The 17,770-nt window shown below is 47.6% G+C and carries 17 protein-coding genes; 16 read left to right on the forward strand and 1 reads right to left on the reverse strand.

All coding sequences use genetic code 11. The features are described 5' to 3' along the window. Positions 1–76: 76 nt before the first annotated feature. The 14 genes from mnmE to Q0882_RS12775 all read left to right on the forward strand — a co-directional run bounded on the left by mnmE (position 77) and on the right by Q0882_RS12775 (position 13,611). A complete protein-coding gene (gene mnmE, locus Q0882_RS12710; RefSeq protein WP_299182316.1) occupies positions 77–1,444 on the forward strand; it encodes a tRNA uridine-5-carboxymethylaminomethyl(34) synthesis GTPase MnmE in 1,368 nt (455 codons plus the stop codon). 743 nt (positions 1,445–2,187) lie between these two features. After that, positions 2,188–4,083, forward strand: a complete 1,896-nt coding sequence (gene mnmG / locus Q0882_RS12715; RefSeq protein WP_299182318.1) for a tRNA uridine-5-carboxymethylaminomethyl(34) synthesis enzyme MnmG — start codon at positions 2,188–2,190, stop codon at positions 4,081–4,083. Continuing rightward, positions 4,083–4,721 carry a 16S rRNA (guanine(527)-N(7))-methyltransferase RsmG gene (rsmG, locus tag Q0882_RS12720; RefSeq protein WP_299182321.1) on the forward strand — a complete coding sequence of 213 codons (639 nt, stop codon included), beginning with the start codon at positions 4,083–4,085 and terminating at the stop codon, positions 4,719–4,721. The genes mnmG and rsmG overlap by 1 nt, the downstream gene beginning before the upstream one ends. A 2-nt stretch (positions 4,722–4,723) precedes the next feature. Continuing rightward, a complete protein-coding gene (locus Q0882_RS12725) occupies positions 4,724–5,518 on the forward strand; it encodes an AAA family ATPase (RefSeq protein WP_299182324.1) in 795 nt (264 codons plus the stop codon). 3 nt (positions 5,519–5,521) lie between these two features. Next, positions 5,522–6,400 carry a ParB/RepB/Spo0J family partition protein gene (locus tag Q0882_RS12730; protein WP_299182326.1) on the forward strand — a complete coding sequence of 293 codons (879 nt, stop codon included), beginning with the start codon at positions 5,522–5,524 and terminating at the stop codon, positions 6,398–6,400. A 192-nt stretch (positions 6,401–6,592) separates the two neighbouring features. Further along, complete coding sequence (locus tag Q0882_RS12735) at positions 6,593–7,012, forward strand: ATP synthase subunit I (RefSeq protein ID WP_299182329.1); 420 nt, start codon at positions 6,593–6,595, stop codon at positions 7,010–7,012. Between the two features lie 16 nt (positions 7,013–7,028). Next, on the forward strand, positions 7,029–7,850 hold the full coding sequence (gene atpB, locus Q0882_RS12740) for a F0F1 ATP synthase subunit A (protein WP_299182332.1): 822 nt from the start codon (positions 7,029–7,031) through the stop codon (positions 7,848–7,850). A 79-nt stretch (positions 7,851–7,929) separates the two neighbouring features. After that, the gene (gene atpE, locus Q0882_RS12745; RefSeq protein ID WP_299182476.1) at positions 7,930–8,169 is read left to right on the forward strand and encodes a F0F1 ATP synthase subunit C; all 240 of its coding nucleotides are present in this window, start codon (positions 7,930–7,932) and stop codon (positions 8,167–8,169) included. 61 nt (positions 8,170–8,230) lie between these two features. Then, positions 8,231–8,701 carry a F0F1 ATP synthase subunit B gene (locus tag Q0882_RS12750; RefSeq protein ID WP_299182335.1) on the forward strand — a complete coding sequence of 157 codons (471 nt, stop codon included), beginning with the start codon at positions 8,231–8,233 and terminating at the stop codon, positions 8,699–8,701. A 14-nt stretch (positions 8,702–8,715) separates the two neighbouring features. After that, positions 8,716–9,249: a F0F1 ATP synthase subunit delta gene (locus Q0882_RS12755; RefSeq protein ID WP_299182338.1), complete on the forward strand. Its 534-nt coding sequence runs from the start codon at positions 8,716–8,718 to the stop codon at positions 9,247–9,249. A 12-nt stretch (positions 9,250–9,261) separates the two neighbouring features. Next, positions 9,262–10,806 carry a F0F1 ATP synthase subunit alpha gene (atpA, locus tag Q0882_RS12760; protein WP_299182340.1) on the forward strand — a complete coding sequence of 515 codons (1,545 nt, stop codon included), beginning with the start codon at positions 9,262–9,264 and terminating at the stop codon, positions 10,804–10,806. A 70-nt stretch (positions 10,807–10,876) separates the two neighbouring features. Continuing rightward, positions 10,877–11,740 (forward strand): F0F1 ATP synthase subunit gamma, encoded by an 864-nt coding sequence (atpG, locus tag Q0882_RS12765; RefSeq protein ID WP_299182342.1) that lies wholly within the window; start codon positions 10,877–10,879, stop codon positions 11,738–11,740. Between the two features lie 36 nt (positions 11,741–11,776). Then, positions 11,777–13,153 carry a F0F1 ATP synthase subunit beta gene (gene atpD, locus Q0882_RS12770; protein WP_299182344.1) on the forward strand — a complete coding sequence of 459 codons (1,377 nt, stop codon included), beginning with the start codon at positions 11,777–11,779 and terminating at the stop codon, positions 13,151–13,153. 32 nt (positions 13,154–13,185) lie between these two features. Further along, the gene (locus Q0882_RS12775; RefSeq protein WP_299182346.1) at positions 13,186–13,611 is read left to right on the forward strand and encodes a F0F1 ATP synthase subunit epsilon; all 426 of its coding nucleotides are present in this window, start codon (positions 13,186–13,188) and stop codon (positions 13,609–13,611) included. Positions 13,612–13,681: 70 nt separating this feature from the next. On the opposite strand, the gene Q0882_RS12780 is transcribed toward Q0882_RS12775, so the two are convergent. Continuing rightward, entirely contained in the window at positions 13,682–14,422 is a 741-nt protein-coding gene (locus Q0882_RS12780) for a TrmB family transcriptional regulator (protein ID WP_299182348.1), read from the reverse strand. 97 nt (positions 14,423–14,519) lie between these two features. Between Q0882_RS12780 and glmU the strand changes: the two genes are divergently transcribed. Together glmU and glmS are read left to right on the forward strand one after the other, a co-directional pair. Continuing rightward, positions 14,520–15,887: a bifunctional UDP-N-acetylglucosamine diphosphorylase/glucosamine-1-phosphate N-acetyltransferase GlmU gene (gene glmU, locus Q0882_RS12785; protein WP_299182351.1), complete on the forward strand. Its 1,368-nt coding sequence runs from the start codon at positions 14,520–14,522 to the stop codon at positions 15,885–15,887. A gap of 2 nt (positions 15,888–15,889) precedes the next feature. Beyond that, entirely contained in the window at positions 15,890–17,713 is a 1,824-nt protein-coding gene (glmS, locus tag Q0882_RS12790; protein ID WP_299182353.1) for a glutamine--fructose-6-phosphate transaminase (isomerizing), read from the forward strand. The last annotated feature ends 57 nt before the right edge of the window (positions 17,714–17,770 follow it).

A 17,770-nucleotide genomic window follows, 5' to 3' on the forward strand; every position in this document is an offset into this window, starting at 1 on the left:
TTTTTTGTATCTGCTGTTTATGACCTGACAGAGCAAAGTGGTAAACTTCCGCTAAATTATCCAAGCGAGACCCGTTATGACCCTGACCAGTAGTGACACTATAACCGCTCAAGCGACTCCACCTGGACGTGGTGGTGTTGGTATTGTCAGGATCTCAGGCCCACTGGCTAAAACCATATCGCAGGCGATTGTGAAAACAGAGTTGAAACCTCGCTACGCCCATTATGGTCCGTTCTTCGATCAGTCAGGCCAAGAGATCGATCAGGGAATCGCATTATTTTTCCCCGGCCCTAACTCTTTTACAGGTGAGGATGTTCTTGAACTTCAGGGCCATGGCGGTCCAATCATCATTGACCTGTTGTTAAAGCAAGCGATTGAGCTGGGTGCACGGCTTGCTAAACCGGGTGAGTTTTCCGAGCGTGCATTTCTTAACGATAAACTCGATCTGGCCCAAGCCGAAGCCATTGCAGATCTGATAGATAGCTCATCAGAACAGGCTGCCCGCTGCGCTATTCGCTCTCTTCAGGGTGAATTTTCTAACCGTATCCACTCACTTGTTGAATCCCTGATTCAACTACGAATCTATGTTGAAGCTGCGATCGATTTTCCCGAAGAGGAGATCGACTTCCTTGCTGACGGTAAAGTATTGGCGGACCTGAAAACCATATTGACCCATGTCGAAGCGGTCCAGGCTGAAGCAAAGCAGGGTAGTTTGCTCCGTGAAGGGATGAATGTAGTCATTGCTGGTCGGCCCAATGCGGGCAAATCAAGTTTGCTCAATGCGCTAGCCGGAAGAGAAACAGCAATTGTTACCGATATTGCAGGAACCACACGTGATGTTCTGCGTGAACACATACATATTGACGGTATGCCACTGCATATTATTGATACAGCTGGTTTGCGTGATGCACCAGATGAGGTTGAACGTATTGGGATCAATCGTGCCTGGGAAGAGATTCAAAAAGCAGATCGGGTTCTGCTAATGGTTGATAGTCAGACTACTAAGACAGATCACCCCGAGCAGATCTGGCCTGAGTTTGTTCACCAGTTACCTGAGTCCAGCAGAATAACTGTAATTCGTAACAAAGCTGATCTGAGTGGTGAAGCGATCACAATACAAGAAGCTCATGATCATACAACCATTAGTTTGTCTGCAAAATCTCAGGAGGGTATCAACCTTCTACGGGAACATCTAAAAGAGTCGATGGGTTTTCGTGTCACTACTGAGGGCGGTTTTATGGCCAGACGACGGCACCTGGATGCACTAGGTCGTGCTCATGAACTACTAAAAACCGGCCTGGAGCAACTTGAGTTAAATGGAGCCGGTGAGCTTTTGGCAGAAGATCTGCGTCAATCACAGAACACCTTAAATGAGATCACAGGTGCATTCTCCTCAGATGATCTGCTGGGTAGAATTTTTAGCTCATTCTGTATCGGCAAATAAACCAGAACTATAGATCCTTTAACACTCCCCCTACCGGGTAAGCCAGAGATAAGCTGGCTTACCCGCACCTATTATCTATCTGATCAAAATATCACCATCTGATATCCATAAGCGATTGATTAATCATTATAAAGCGGCTTTATAACAAATAACTCAAATGTTATATCCAGCTTATCCACATAAATATCACATTCTCTGTATAGAATAAGTCCTTAGTAACACGTGTGTAATTTATTTATAACTCAAATATTTCCTTTATTTCCAATATGTTGCATAAAACCCTAGGCGTTATTTAAATTCATTATTACACCGATTAAATGGCTAGTGAAAAATGTTATCACCAGAGGGTGTGAATAAACTGTATAGGTGGGCAGATTAATCCTTGGGATAAATCTGTTAATAATCACAACTGTGGACAACCCGCCTATATATACACAGCTTACCGGTGGCTTTCACAGAGAATATCAGCATCATAATCATAGAGTTTTCATTACGCTATTTAGCTGATTTTAATGGAAAAAAGTGGTTTATCACCAGAAAACAGGCTCACCATATATAATCATTAAAATAAGAAAACATATATCTTCTTTATATATTTATATTTTATATAAAGAGAAAAGAGCTGTATAAAAAATGATCATTCCTAAGTGACGCCGCTCAGGGTATAATCACCGACCTTTTCAGATCAGATCCTCTGTCTGCATCCTAAGCAAAGAAAACTTTCATTTAGAGGTATAACAACGGTGGATTTTCCTTCCCACTTTGACGTCATTGTTATCGGTGGTGGTCATGCCGGTACAGAAGCTGCCTTAGCATCAGCCAGAACTGGCGCACAGACATTACTGTTAACCCATAACATTGAAACCTTAGGGCAGATGTCGTGTAACCCTGCAATCGGAGGGATCGGGAAAAGCCATCTTGTTAAAGAGATCGATGCACTGGATGGTGTGATGGCACGCGCCACTGATAAAGGTGGGATACAGTTCCGTACACTTAATTCACGTAAGGGGCCTGCAGTCAGAGCTACACGTGCCCAAGCTGATCGCGTTTTGTATAAAGCGGCAGTTCGTTCTGTCCTGGAAAACCAACCAAATCTGTTAATTTTCCAACAATCTGCGGATGATCTGATCATTGAGGGTGAGAGTGTCCGAGGTGTTGTTACGCAAACTGGCATCCATTTTCATGCCCCCTCTGTTGTACTCACTGCGGGTACTTTCCTCGGCGGTGTAATTCATATCGGTTTAGAGAATCATTCAGGTGGACGCGCCGGTGATCCGCCATCAATTGCTCTCGCTGATCGCTTACGTGAACTGCCGTTTCGTGTGGATCGCTTGAAGACCGGTACCCCCCCCCGTATTGATGCTCGCACAGTAGACTTTTCCGTCATGCAAGAGCAGCCAGGGGATACACCGACACCCGTGATGTCTTTCTTGGGGAAACAGAGTGACCATCCAGAGCAGATCAGTTGCTATATCACTCATACCAATGAAAGAACGCATGAGATACTCAGGAGTGGGCTTGATCGCTCTCCCATGTATACAGGTGTAATCGAGGGGGTCGGTCCGCGTTACTGCCCATCCATTGAAGATAAGATCATGCGCTTCGCAGATAAAGATCAGCATCAGGTCTTTGTCGAGCCGGAAGGGTTGACGACTCATGAACTCTATCCAAATGGAATATCTACGAGCCTGCCATTCGATATTCAGTTAGCGGCAGTTCAATCGATTCGTGGATTTGAAAATGCCCATATTGTCCGACCCGGTTATGCAATTGAGTATGATTTTTTCAATCCGCAGGATCTGAAACATACACTCGAAACCAAGTATATGAACGGCCTCTATTTTGCCGGGCAGATTAACGGTACAACCGGCTATGAGGAAGCAGGGGCACAGGGATTGTTAGCTGGTACAAATGCTGCTCTTAAAGCCTTGGACAAAGAGCAGTGGTACCCGCGCCGGGATGAAGCTTATATCGGTGTTCTGGTGGATGATCTGATCACACTGGGAACATCAGAGCCATACCGAATGTTTACCAGTCGTGCCGAATACCGCCTGATCCTGCGTGAAGATAATGCTGACTTGCGACTCACGGAGAAGGGACGTGAGCTGGGTCTTGTGGGAGAGGATCGCTGGCAGGCGTTCTGCGAAAAGCGTGAAGCTATCGAGCTGGAGCAGCAACGACTGAAATCCACCTGGATTCAGCCAAAGTCACCAGAAGCGGACGAATTAGCACCGAAGCTTAAAACACCACTCACCCGCGAATATAATCTGGCTGATCTGCTGAAGCGTCCAGAATTAGTTTACAGTGATCTGGCTGATCTGAAGGGTGAAGCGGTTTCAGATTTTCAGGTTGCAGAACAAGTAGAGATTCAGAATAAATATGCGGGCTATATCGATCGTCAGCGAGATGAGATCGAACAGATGCGCCGTCAGGAGAATACACCTCTGCCCGAGGCGTTTGATTATGATCAGGTTGGAGGGCTCTCAAATGAGCTCAAGGCCAAGCTAAAAGAGGTGCAGCCTGAGACGATCTCTCAGGCTTCTCGAATTCAAGGTATGACCCCGGCTGCTATTTCACTACTTCTGGTCTATCTGAAAAAACATCAACTCAGCAAAAAACAGAGCAAGGCTGCCAGCTAATGCACCAGTTCACCGAACAGCAGCTGGAAGCTGCACTGAAAAGAGGCATTTCAGAGTTAGATCTGGAACTGTCAGATGAGAAAATAGAGAAACTCATCCGTTACCTCAACTTGCTGATCAAATGGAATAAGGCGTATAACCTGACAGCCGTACGCGATCCGATGGAGATGGTAACCCGCCATCTGATTGATAGTCTGAGTGTCGTCCCTTACATCAAAGGCGCGCGAATTATCGATGTAGGGAGTGGTCCGGGTCTGCCTGGAATACCATTGGCGATCTGCTATCCGCAACTTCCAGTAACAACACTGGATAGCAACGGTAAGAAAACCCGATTCCAGGTACAGGTTAAATCGGAACTTAACCTTGAAAACCTAACAATTATCAATGATCGGGTAGAAAACTGCGACTTCGAGCCCTTTGATCAGGTAATATCTCGAGCGTTTGCATCATTGCAGGATATGATTAACTGGACCCATCAACTGTGTAGTGAAGATGGTGTTTTTCTTGCAATGAAAGGATTGTATCCTCAGGAAGAGCTATCAGCGCTGCCTGATGGTTATGAACTCAAAATCTGTCACCGGCTCAATGTGCCTGGGACGGAAGGGGAAAGGCACCTGCTAGTTTTAGGGAGACGCTAAGCGTGGCAAAGGTCCTGACGATCACAAACCAGAAAGGAGGCGTGGGTAAAACAACCACCTGCGTAAATCTGGCTGCTTCACTGGCTGCAACCAAAAAACGTGTACTCCTGGTGGATCTGGATCCACAGGGCAACGCAAGTATGGGAAGTGGCGTTGATAAGCATACACTTGATAATACTGTTTACGAGGTACTGACCAACAAAGTAGGTATCAGAGACGCGATTATCAAAAACACGGTAGCGGATTACGATCTGATTGGTTCGAATGGTGATCTTACCGCGGCTGAGGTCGAACTCTTACAGATTCCACGTAGAGAGTTCAGGCTTAAAATGGCACTAATGGAGGTGGATGAGGAGTATGACTACGTACTTATCGATAATCCGCCATCGCTCAATCTCTTAACGGTCAATGCGTTAGCATCCTCAGCCGGTGTGATTATCCCAATGCAGTGTGAATATTACGCACTTGAGGGTATATCAGCATTAATCGGCACGATCGAAAAGATCAATAAACGTCTCAACCCCTCACTCAAGATTGAGGGGATATTGAGAACCATGTTTGATCCGCGGATGAGTTTAACCAAAGATGTATCTACCCACCTGGTTGAATATTTTGGTGAGCAGGTATACCGCACCGTAATTCCACGTAATGTCAGGCTTGCTGAAGCCCCAAGTCACGGGTTGCCGGCGTTACTGTACGATAAAAATTCCCGTGGTGCTGTGGCCTATCTGGCCCTGGCAGGAGAGTTGATTCGTCGTACACAACAGGAAGAAAAAGAACAATCACAGGAAGCATAATCAATGGCTAAAAAGCGTGGGCTGGGCAAAGGTCTGGATGCTCTGTTATCCAGTGTCAGTGATGTTGAAGAGAAGGTATCAACTCAGGAAGCAGAGGGACTAGAAGGCTATAAGCTTCTTCCTGTCGATGTGATTCAGCGTGGTCGTTATCAGCCCCGTCGAGACATAGAGCCCCAGGCACTGGAAGAGTTGGCCAATTCGATCAGGGCGCAGGGGGTTATGCAACCGATCGTTGTACGACCAATCGATGCAGACCGTTACGAAATTATCGCAGGTGAACGCCGCTGGCGTGCTACGCAGATGGCTGATCTGCTGGAGATACCGGCGATTGTGAAGGATGTGCCTGACGAAGCTGCCATTGCGATGGCCCTGATCGAGAATATTCAGCGCGAGAACCTCAATCCTATTGAAGAGGCGATCTCTCTGCAGCGTTTACAGGATGAGTTTGAATTGACACAGCAAGAGGTGGCTGATGCCGTGGGTAAATCCCGCTCAGCGGTAACCAACTTACTGCGTCTGATGAATCTGACTGATGAAGTTAAAAAAATGCTCGAGTATGGAGACCTGGAGATGGGGCATGCGCGTGCGATACTTGCATTGGATGCAGCTCAACAACTTGTAGCTGCGCAGGAAGTATCGGGCAAAGGGTTATCTGTACGCCAGACAGAGGCATTGGTCAAAAAAATGCAACAGGGAGATGGATCGGCTTCAGAGAAAGTAAAACCGGAGCCAGACCGCCGATTGAGTGAGTTAGCCGGAGAGCTTTCTATGCGCTTTGCGACCAAAGTTGCCATCAATGAAAATGCCAAAGGAAAAGGTAAAATCACAATCAATTATGATGATTCTGAAACTTTGGACAGTATCCTGCAATTACTGAAATAAAACTCAATAATTACTACTTTCGCATCGAATTAAACGTGATACAGAGCAAGGCGTGCTACGACATTAGTGCAAATGGCGAAACTGACTGTTGTTTCATCACGCCTAAGCTCATATAATCGGCACGCATTTTGGGGTGTGTGCGCTCCAAAATAGAGCAATATCAGGACATAAGTTACAAAAGGTTGCAGGTTGATGGCATTGGGCAAGGGGAACCGTAAACACGGTGTCCATAGTCATAAAACACGTAATCGGATATTTCGCATATACCTGATACAAGCAGTTCTATGTATGGTGTTATCGTCTGCACTGTTGTTGCATGACCTGGTTACAGCATGGTCAGCTCTGCTTGGTGGTGGCTTGTACTTGCTACCCAATCTCTATTTTGCACATAGGGCACTTACCTTTCGCGAGAAACAGAGCGCAAAGATTGCGTTGGCTGAAATGTACTTGAGCCAAATATGGAAAATGGGCATAAGCATACTGGCATTTGCAGCTGTGTTTATACTGGTTCACCCCCTGAATCCATTTTCCCTATTTGGCACATTCATACTGATGCAGATCACAAGTTGGTTGGCTCAGATGAAACTAAATAACAGATTCCTGAAACTTTGAACGAGAGAAACTGAGAATGGCTAGCGGAACTGTCACATCCTCAGAGTATATATCCCACCACCTAACAAACCTTACGTTTGGTAACCATCCTGTTAACGGCTGGAGCTTTGCTCATAGCGGTCAGGAAGCTGCCGAAATGGGTTTCTGGGCAATCAATGTAGATACAATGGGCTGGTCTATTGCACTTGGCCTGTTATTTACATGGTTGTTCCGTAAAGTAGCGAAAACCGTTACTTCAGGTGTACCGGGTAGTACTCAGAACTTTGTTGAAACAATCATTGAATTCGTTGACGACAACGTTAAAGGAATCTTCCATCATAAAAATCCTCTAATTGCGCCTCTGTCGCTAACGATTTTTGTATGGATTTTCCTCATGAACACAATGGATCTGATCCCAGTTGACTGGATTCCATACATTGCAGGTCAGATGGGTATTCACTTCATGAAAGTGGTACCAACTACTGACGTGAACGCGACAGCTGGTATGGCGCTGAGCGTTTTTGCACTGATTATCTATTACAGCATCAAACAGAAGGGTCTGGGCGGCTTCCTGGCTGAACTCTCTTTCCAGCCTCTGGGTAAAGCGATGCTTCCTTTCAACCTGTTCCTAGAACTTGTCGGTCTGATCGCTAAGCCTGTATCTCTGGCACTGCGACTGTTCGGTAACATGTATGCTGGTGAAATGATCTTTATCCTGATCGCTTTACTGCCGTTCTGGATACAGTGGGTACTATCCGTACCTTGGGCAATCTTCCATATTCTTGTAATCACGCTACAGGCGTTCATCTTCATGGTTCTGACGATTGTATATCTGGCCATGTCATATGATCACCACTAAGTGATGACTATAAGATAGAAGAAATTAAAAACCGATTTTTGTAAAACTTTCAATTTTAACTTTAAAACTTAAACTGGAGATAAAACTGATGGAAATGGCATTGCTATACATCGCTGGTGCGCTGATGATGGGTCTAGGCGCTGTGGGTGCTGCTGTAGGTATCGGTATCCTGGGTGGTAAATTCCTGGAAGGTGCTGCTCGTCAGCCTGAACTGATTCCTCTGCTGCGTACACAGTTCTTCATCGTAATGGGTCTTGTAGATGCGGTACCTATGATCGGTGTAGGTCTGGGTCTGTACGTACTGTTCGCTGTTGCGTAAGTAACTACAAGTCGAAAGACTGACTTGTCGATTAACTTAATCAACCGCGAGAGGTAATGGCGTGAATATCAATCTAACCATCATTGGTCAGGCCATCGCTTTCTTTATTTTTGTTGTTTTCTGCATGAAGTATGTGTGGCCGCCAATTACGGCTGCACTGGCAGAACGTAAGAAGAAGATTGCTGAAGGTCTGGACGCTGCTGACCGTGCTGAGCGCGATTTACAGCTGGCTCAAGAAAAAGCCACTGAAAATATGCGTAAAGGCAAAGAGGAAGCAGCCGCCATCATTGAACAGGCCAACAAGCGGGCTAACCAGATCATTGAAGAAGCTAAAGAGAAAGCTCTGGAAGAAGCAGGTCGTGTTAAAGCGGCTAAAGATGCTGAACTAGAGCAGGAAGTTAACCAGGCACGCGAAGCATTGCGTTCCCAGGTGGCTGTTCTTGCATTAGCAGGTGCTGAGAAAGTACTTGAAGCTTCAATTGATGAGAAGGCACACGCGCAGCTTGTTGAAAAACTGGCCGCTGAGCTTTAAAGCGAGGTTTAACGATGGCTGAAGTCAACACTGTCGCTCGGCCTTATACCAAAGCTGCTTTTGAGTATGCAATGGATAAGGGTAACCTCGATCAGTGGTCCGCTACACTTGCTCTGGCTGCTGCTGCAGCAGGCGACGAAAAAGTAGCGCGTGTACTGGGTAACCCTGCACTGACAGATACGCAGAAAGCTGACCTTATGGTTGGCATCTGTGAAGAAGCAGACGACGCGGGTAAGAATTTTCTTAAGCTGCTGGCTGAGAACAAACGTTTGGCACTACTGCCAGAGATCAGTGTTCAGTTCAATAAACTGAAAGCTGATCAGGAGAAGTCACTGGATATCGAAGTGACAACTGCGTTTGAACTGCAGGATGAGCAGCAAGAAAAACTTGCTCAGGCACTGAAAACTAAACTGGGTCGTGAAGTGGCACTGACCTCTCAGGTAGATAAATCTATCCTGGGTGGTGTAGTAGTACGCACTGACGACTTGGTGATCGACGGCTCCGTTCGCGCGCGACTCGCGAAGTTGGCCGAAGCGATGAATTCCTAGGGGAATAAAAGCATGCAGCAACTGAATCCTTCTGAGATCAGTGAGATTCTCAAGAAGCGCATCGAAACTCTTGATGTGACTTCAGAAGCCCGTAATGAGGGCACTGTAGTGAGCGTTTCCGATGGTATCATTACGATCCACGGTCTTGCTGACGTTATGTACGGGGAAATGATCGAATTCCCTGGCGGTATCTACGGTATGGCGCTTAACCTTGAGCGTGACTCCGTTGGTGCTGTAGTACTGGGTGACTATCAGGATCTGGTAGAAGGTGCGACGGCTCGTTGTACTGGCCGTATCCTTGAAGTACCAATTGGTCCGGAACTGCAGGGTCGTGTAGTAGACGCTCTGGGTAACCCGATTGATGGTAAAGGCCCGGTAGAAACTAAATTAACTGACGCTGTTGAAAAGGTTGCACCTGGTGTAATCGAGCGTCAGGGCGTAGACCAGCCAGTACAGACTGGTCTGAAAGCGATCGACTCTATGGTACCAATCGGTCGTGGTCAGCGTGAGCTGATCATCGGTGACCGTCAGATTGGTAAATCTGCGATCGCAATCGACGCTATCATCAACCAGAAAGGTACCGGCGTTAAATGTATCTACGTTGCAGTAGGCCAGAAACAGTCTACTATCGCGAACGTTGTACGTAAGCTGGAAGAGCACGGCGCAATGGATCACACCATTGTTGTTGCTGCGGGTGCGGCTGATCCTGCAGCGATGCAGTTCCTGGCACCATACTCTGGTTGTACTATGGGTGAATACTTCCGTGACCGCGGTGAAGACGCGCTGATCATCTATGATGATCTGACTAAACAGGCTTGGGCATATCGTCAGATCTCCCTGCTACTGCGCCGTCCACCAGGTCGTGAAGCATACCCAGGTGACGTATTCTACTTGCACTCCCGTCTGCTGGAACGTGCTGCGCGCGTTAACGCTGACTATGTTGAGAAGTTTACTAATGGTGAAGTTAAGGGCCAGACTGGTTCCCTGACATCCCTGCCAGTAATCGAAACTCAGGGTGGTGACGTATCCGCATTCGTACCAACAAACGTAATCTCCATCACCGATGGTCAGATCTTCCTTGAAACTGACCTGTTCAACTCTGGTGTACGTCCAGCGATCAACGCTGGTCTGTCGGTATCCCGTGTAGGTGGTGCAGCTCAAACTAAGATCATCAAGAAGCTGGGTGGCGGTGTACGTCTTGCTCTGGCTCAGTATCGTGAACTGGCGGCATTCGCACAGTTCGCTTCTGACCTTGATGACGCTACCCGTGCTCAGTTGGAGCATGGTCAGTCTGTAACTGAGCTGATGAAGCAGAAACAGTACTCTCCGATGTCTATCGCTGACATGGGTCTGAGCCTGTACGCTGCGAACGAAGGTTACCTGAAAGACGTAGCACTGGACAAAGTACTGGACTTTGAAGCGGCTCTGATCGCGTTCTTCAACAGCGAATATGCTGATCTGATGGGCGATATCAACGCGACTGGCAATTACTCTGATGAGATTGCTGCACAGTTCAAAGCTGGTATTGAAAAGTTCAAGTCTACTCAAGCTTGGTAAGAACTCGTTTTGAGTGAATGATCTGCATGAGCTTCATGCAGATCTAACACAAAGCTAAATAGGCGGAACTATGGCAGTCGGAAAAGAGATTAAGACAAAAATTGCGAGCGTGCAGAGCACTCGGAAGATCACCAGCGCTATGGAAATGGTTGCTGCTTCTAAGATGCGTAAAGCACAGGATCGCATGGAGTCATCTCGCCCGTACGCCCGGAGTATCCGTGGTGTAATTCAGCACCTGGCCAAGTCCAACCCTGAGTACAAGCATTTGTACATGCAGGAGCGTGAGACTAAACGCGTTGGTTTTGTTGTTGTAGCAACCGACCGTGGCCTGTGTGGTGGTTTGAACGTTAACGCGTTCAAAGCAGCTGTTAAAAGCATGAAAGAGTTCCATGATCAGGGTGTCGAAATCGACATCTGTGCGCTGGGTAGCAAAGCTGCGTCGTTCTTTAAGAACTACGGTGGCAATGTTGTTGCAGCGAAAACTCACCTGGGTGATGCGCCGGAAGTCGCAGATCTGATCGGTGCAGTTAAGGTCATGCTGGATGCTTATGACGAAGGCAAGCTGGATAAACTGTATATCGTATCTAACGATTTCGTTAATACGATGACGCAGCAGCCTGCAGTCAATCAGGTGCTTCCACTGAAGGCAGAAGATGATGATGACAAGCTCAATCACCATTGGGATTACATCTATGAGCCAGATGCAAAAGAGCTGTTGAACGGCTTGCTGGTTCGTTACGTAGAGTCCCTGGTCTATCAGGCCGTGGTTGAGAACAATGCCTGTGAGCAGGCAGCACGAATGCTAGCGATGAAGAACGCAACAGACAACGCTGGCGATATGATCAACGAGCTTGAAATGATTTATAACAAAGCTCGTCAGGCCGCGATTACTCAGGAAATTTCTGAGATCGTTGGTGGTGCTGCAGCTGTTTAATACAGGTCACAGGTTAAATTTTAAGAGGATCCGAACATGAGTAGCGGAACTATTGTTCAGATTATCGGCGCGGTAGTTGACGTGGAATTCCCACGTGACACTGTACCGAAGGTTTACGATGCATTGACTGTATCGAAAACCGGCCTGACACTGGAAGTTCAGCAGCAGCTGGGCGACGGTGTTGTACGTGCGATTGCAATGGGTCAGACGGAAGGCGTTAGCCGTGGTCTGGAAGTTGCTAACACTGGTGCTCCAGTATCTGTACCTGTTGGTACAGCAACACTGGGTCGTATCATGGACGTACTGGGTAACCCAATTGATGAATGTGGCGAGATCGGTGAAGAAGAGCGTATGCCTATTCACCGTAAAGCGCCTTCTTACGACGAGCAAGCTGCGTCCAACGAACTACTGGAAACTGGTATCAAGGTAATCGACCTGGTATGCCCGTTTGCGAAAGGTGGTAAAGTTGGTCTGTTTGGTGGTGCGGGTGTAGGTAAAACTGTAAACATGATGGAGCTGATCCGTAATATCGCGATCGAGCACTCAGGTTTCTCCGTATTCGCCGGTGTAGGTGAGCGTACTCGTGAGGGTAATGACTTCTACTACGAGATGAAAGAATCCAACGTATTGGATAAAGTATCTCTGGTTTACGGTCAGATGAATGAGCCTCCAGGTAACCGTCTGCGTGTAGCGCTGACAGGCCTGACAATGGCTGAAAAATTCCGTGACGAAGGTCGTGACGTACTGTTGTTCGTAGACAACATCTACCGTTACACACTGGCAGGTACTGAGGTATCAGCACTGCTGGGTCGTATGCCTTCTGCGGTAGGTTACCAGCCAACACTGGCAGAAGAGATGGGCGTTCTTCAGGAGCGTATCACTTCTACTAAGACTGGTTCCATCACGTCTATCCAGGCGGTATACGTACCTGCGGATGACTTGACTGACCCATCTCCAGCGACAACTTTCTCTCACTTGGACGCAACAGTAGTACTGTCTCGTCAGATTGCAGAGCTGGGTATCTACCCTGCGGTTGACCCACTGGATTCTACGTCACGTCAGCTTGATCCTCTGGTTATCGGTCAGGAGCACTATGAAGTTGCTCGTCAGGTTCAGGGTGTTCTTCAGCGTTATAAAGAGCTGAAAGATATCATTGCAATCCTGGGTATGGACGAACTGTCTGAAGAAGATAAGTCTCTGGTAGCACGTGCTCGTAAGATTCAGCGCTTCCTATCTCAGCCATTCTTCGTTGCTGAAGTATTCACTGGTTCTCCAGGTAAATACGTATCTCTGAAAGAGACTATCAGTGGCTTTAAAGGCATCCTGGAAGGCCAGTATGATGATCTGCCAGAGCAGGCGTTCTACATGGTCGGCGGTATCGACGAAGCGATCGAGAAAGCTAAAGGCATGTAATTGCCTTTAGTTAACCTTTACGAGGTATAAATATGGCTATGACTGTTCATTGCGACATCGTAAGTGCTGAAGAGGAAATTTTCTCTGGCCTGATCGAATTCGTATCCGTAACAGGTAGCCTGGGTGATCTGGGTGTATACCCGGGTCACGCTCCGCTTCTGACGGAACTGAAACCAGGCCCTGTCGAGCTACGCAAACAGGGTGGCGAGCAGGATATCTTTTACGTATCCGGTGGCTTCTTTGAAGTACAGCCGCACAAGATCAGCATTTTGGCAGACACCGCTCTGCACGCTGCAGATCTTGATGAGGCTGCTGCTCAGGAAGCACAGAAACATGCTGAACAGGCGATGGCTGACAAAACTTCTGAGTTTGAATACTCGAAAGCAGCCTCCCAGTTGGCCGAAGCTGCAGCGCAGATTCGTACCCTACAGCAGATTCGTAAGAAACTGGGTCGTTAAGACTCTGTTCTTACAATCCACAGTTCTAAAGGCAACCTTCGGGTTGCCTTTTTTGTTTATGGATCGACCCTTATAAAAGCCTCCATAACGTATCGAAGATAATCTTTTGTGCACCTGCAACCTCCGCAGAATCAATCACTACAGCAGTCGGATAATTCTCAGACGCCAGAGAGATAATGGCGCACTTAGGTGGATAGATGGCGATATAGGCAGCATCCACTTTACCCTCAGTTTTAATCCACTTTCGCTCTGAAAGCAGGGCATCTTCACCGCCATCACCTATAGCAATAGCCCGTACGGTTATACCGCGCTGTATACGCTGATTAGTGAAATTCGGGAAGGGTCGATAGAGGTGCTGCCTGATCGGCTTGGAGGAGAATACTGAGTAGCTGTCAGCGTCGGAGTTGGCTACGGTTGTCAGGATATCTTTGAGTACGTGTTCAATCCCGTCATCACCCTCGTAGAAGCTTACATTGGCGGCATTAAAGTCCGGTTTCAGATGTTGCAACTCAGGGATGATATTTTGCTTCAACTCTTCCATCGCACGCTCCAGTCCCTGGCGACGATCTTCTGCCAGTTGCAGTAGAATATCCGGATCCACCGGAGCGAACAGCCGTCGTTTACCCTTGGGCTGATAGGTAACAATGCCTTTCTGCTGCATCTCTTTAAGACTTTCATAGGTACTGCCACGGTTTACACCGGATTTGTCAGCAATTGTTCGTATAGAACTTGCCCCTAGAGAGAGTAGTGCCTTGTAAATAGCTATTTCTCTTGGGCTTAAGCCTAGCAAGTTAAAAATTTCTTCATTCATAATTGTCATAAAATTTGTGACAAAAGGGATTGTGTGAATTCATTTTTACTTTAAAGTGCAGTCAAAATAAAGCGTAACTTACAAGGAAGGAAAGACTATGTCCGTAGACGTTGTCATTCTGGCTGCGGGTCAAGGCAGCCGTATGAAATCAAATCTGCCAAAAGTGCTGCATAAAGTCGGTGGTAAACCGATGGTTCAGCACGTTATCGATACAGCGTCTCAGCTCAATGGGGTGAATACCCATGTGGTGATCGGTCATGGAGCTGACAAATTACGCGATGAATTAGCTGGGCAGGTGGTTAATTTTGCCCTTCAGGCTGAACAGAAAGGGACTGGCCATGCAGTAGCACAGGCGATGCCATCGGTCGCTGGGGACAGCGTGGTATTGGTGCTTTACGGCGATGTACCACTGACCCAAGCTGAAACCATGCAGCAGATGGTAGAAATTGCTGCCACAGGTGATCTGGCACTGCTGACTGTTAATCTTAAAGACCCTACCGGATATGGCCGCATTGTACGTAATGAGCAGGATAGTGTTGTTGCAATTGTGGAGCACAAAGATGCGACGCCAGAGCAACATAAAATCAGCGAAGTGAACACTGGAATCTTGGCGGTTAAAAGCAGTTACCTTAATGATTGGCTGCCCCAACTGTCATCTGAAAATGCCCAGGGCGAGTACTACCTGACTGATATTATTGCGATGGCGGCTGAACAAGGGCTCACCATTAGTGCTATTAATCCTGAAGCAGAAGAAGAGGTTCAGGGCGTTAATAACCGGGTACAACTGGCTGAACTGGAGCGCTGGTATCAGGCTCAACAAGCTGAGTGGTTGATGGTAAACGGGGCGACACTTGCTGACCCAAAGCGTATAGATGTGCGTGGCAATGTAAATATCGGTCAAGACCTGCTGATCGACGTTAACGTTGTACTTGAGGGTGAAGTGTCATTAGGTGATAACGTTGTCATTGAACCTAACTGCTATCTGAAAAACTGTACCATTGCGGCAGGTACAAGGATTAAAGCGAACACAGTGATCGAAGATGCAACGGTCGCAGAAGCTTGTGATATTGGCCCCTTTGCGCGTCTTCGTCCAGGTACTCAACTGGCGGCTAAAGCCAAAGTGGGTAACTTTGTTGAAACGAAAAAGGCGATCGTAGGTGAGGGCAGTAAGATCAATCATCTTTCTTACGTGGGTGATGCAATCTTAGGTAAAGAGGTTAATGTCGGAGCTGGAACGATTACCTGTAACTACGATGGGGTTAACAAGTCCCTCACTGAGATCGAAGATAACGCGTTTATCGGTTCAAACACCTCGTTAGTTGCTCCAGTGAAGATTGGCAAGATGGCCACTGTGGGTGCTGGCTCAACCATCAGTAAGAATGTTGCTGAAGATGCACTTGCCGTGACCCGGGCTAAACAGGCTGAAGTGAAAAACTGGCCCCGTCCACAGAAGAAAGGAAACTGATTATGTGCGGAATAGTAGGAGCAGTAACGGCGCGTCCGGTACAGGAAATTCTGTTGGAAGGTTTGCGTCGTCTTGAGTATCGTGGCTATGACTCAGCAGGTGTAGCCCTACAAACAGACGTAGGAATCCAGCGCTGTCGCCGTACCGGCAAAGTACAGGCGTTGTCTGATGCGTTACAAGCCGAGCCGTTAATTGGTACAACAGGTATAGCACATACCCGTTGGGCGACCCATGGCGTACCTAATGAAGCCAATGCCCACCCACATATGTCAGCAGATCAGTTGGCGGTGGTTCACAACGGCATTATCGAAAACTTTGAAGAGCTCAAAGAGCAGCTTCAGAACGATAGTTATGTTTTTAGCTCAGATACTGATACCGAAGTGATTGCTCACTTACTGGCGAGAGAGCTTAAAGCAACAAGTTCACTGCATACAGCGGTAGCCAATATTATAGGTAAGCTGGAAGGTGCTTATGCACTGGGTGTGATTGAAAAAACTGATCCAAGCCAGCTTGTTACTGCACGTAAAGGTAGCCCTCTGGTAATTGGTGTCGGTATTGGTGAGAACTTTATCGCTTCTGACCAGTTGGCACTTTTGCAGGTTACTGACCGCTTTATGTTTCTGGAAGATGGTGATGTGGCGACCCTGACGGCCAATGATATTACAGTGACGGACATCTCTGGCAACAAAGCTCAACGTGAAATCTCACAGTTTGAGCACGGTATCAGCTCTGCTGATAAGGGTGAGTTTAAGCACTATATGCTTAAAGAGACCTACGAACAGCCAGATGTGATTAAAGCCTGTCTGGAAGGCCGTGTCAGTGAAGATAAACTGCTTGAACAGTGTTTTGGCGTGCAGGCGGGTGAGATCTTCGATCAGGTTAAGCAGGTGCAGATTATCGCTTGTGGTACCAGCTTCCACGCAGGTCTGATCGCTAAATACTGGATCGAAGATCTGGTGGGAATCCCCTGTATGGTTGAGGTTGCGAGTGAGTACCGATACCGCCCTGTCGTCATCCCTGAGGGAACTTTGTTCCTGACAATATCTCAGTCGGGCGAAACAGCGGATACCCTGGCCGCGCTGCGTGAAGTCCAGTCCCGTGTACTGGCATCACTGGTGATCTGCAATGTACCGGGGAGTACGCTGGTACGTGAGTCGGATCTGGCGCTGATGACTAATGCAGGCCCTGAAATAGGAGTAGCCTCAACCAAAGCGTTTACCACTCAATTGGTGGCTCTGATGTTGACCACAATTGCTCTGGGGCGTCGTAATGGGCTTTCAGCTGAGCAGGAAGCAGCCATCATTAAGGCACTGAAAAAACTACCACAACAGGTGCAGCAGGCCCTGGAGATGGACATTGATATCGAGAAGATGTCACAAGCTTTTGCAGAAAAGCAGCATTCGCTGTTTCTGGGACGTGGCACTCTATATCCAGTGGCGAAGGAGGGAGCGCTGAAGCTGAAGGAGATCTCATATATTCATGCTGAATCCTATCCTGCAGGTGAGTTGAAGCATGGGCCACTGGCCTTGGTGGATAAAGAGATGCCAGTTGTTGCGGTTGCGCCGCAGAACGATATGCTGGATAAGTTGAAGGCAAATCTTCAGGAAGTTCGGGCGCGTGGCGGTGAACTGTTTGTATTTGCCGGATCGGACAAGGTGCAGCCTGAAGAGGGGATGCATGTGCTCAATATGCCGGTATGTGATGAGATCATGCAACCTGTACTTTACACGATCCCTCTGCAGCTTCTCTCCTATCATGTCGCGATATTAAAAGGCACCGATGTCGACCAGCCGCGCAATCTGGCCAAGTCTGTGACGGTGGAGTAGCTCTACAGATCCTATCTACTGGATAACGTGCTGTATCTGCAGCACGTTATCCTCCTC

The sequence above is a fragment of the uncultured Neptuniibacter sp. genome, from assembly GCF_947498015.1.
Taxonomy (GTDB): Bacteria; Pseudomonadota; Gammaproteobacteria; order Pseudomonadales; family Balneatricaceae; genus Neptuniibacter.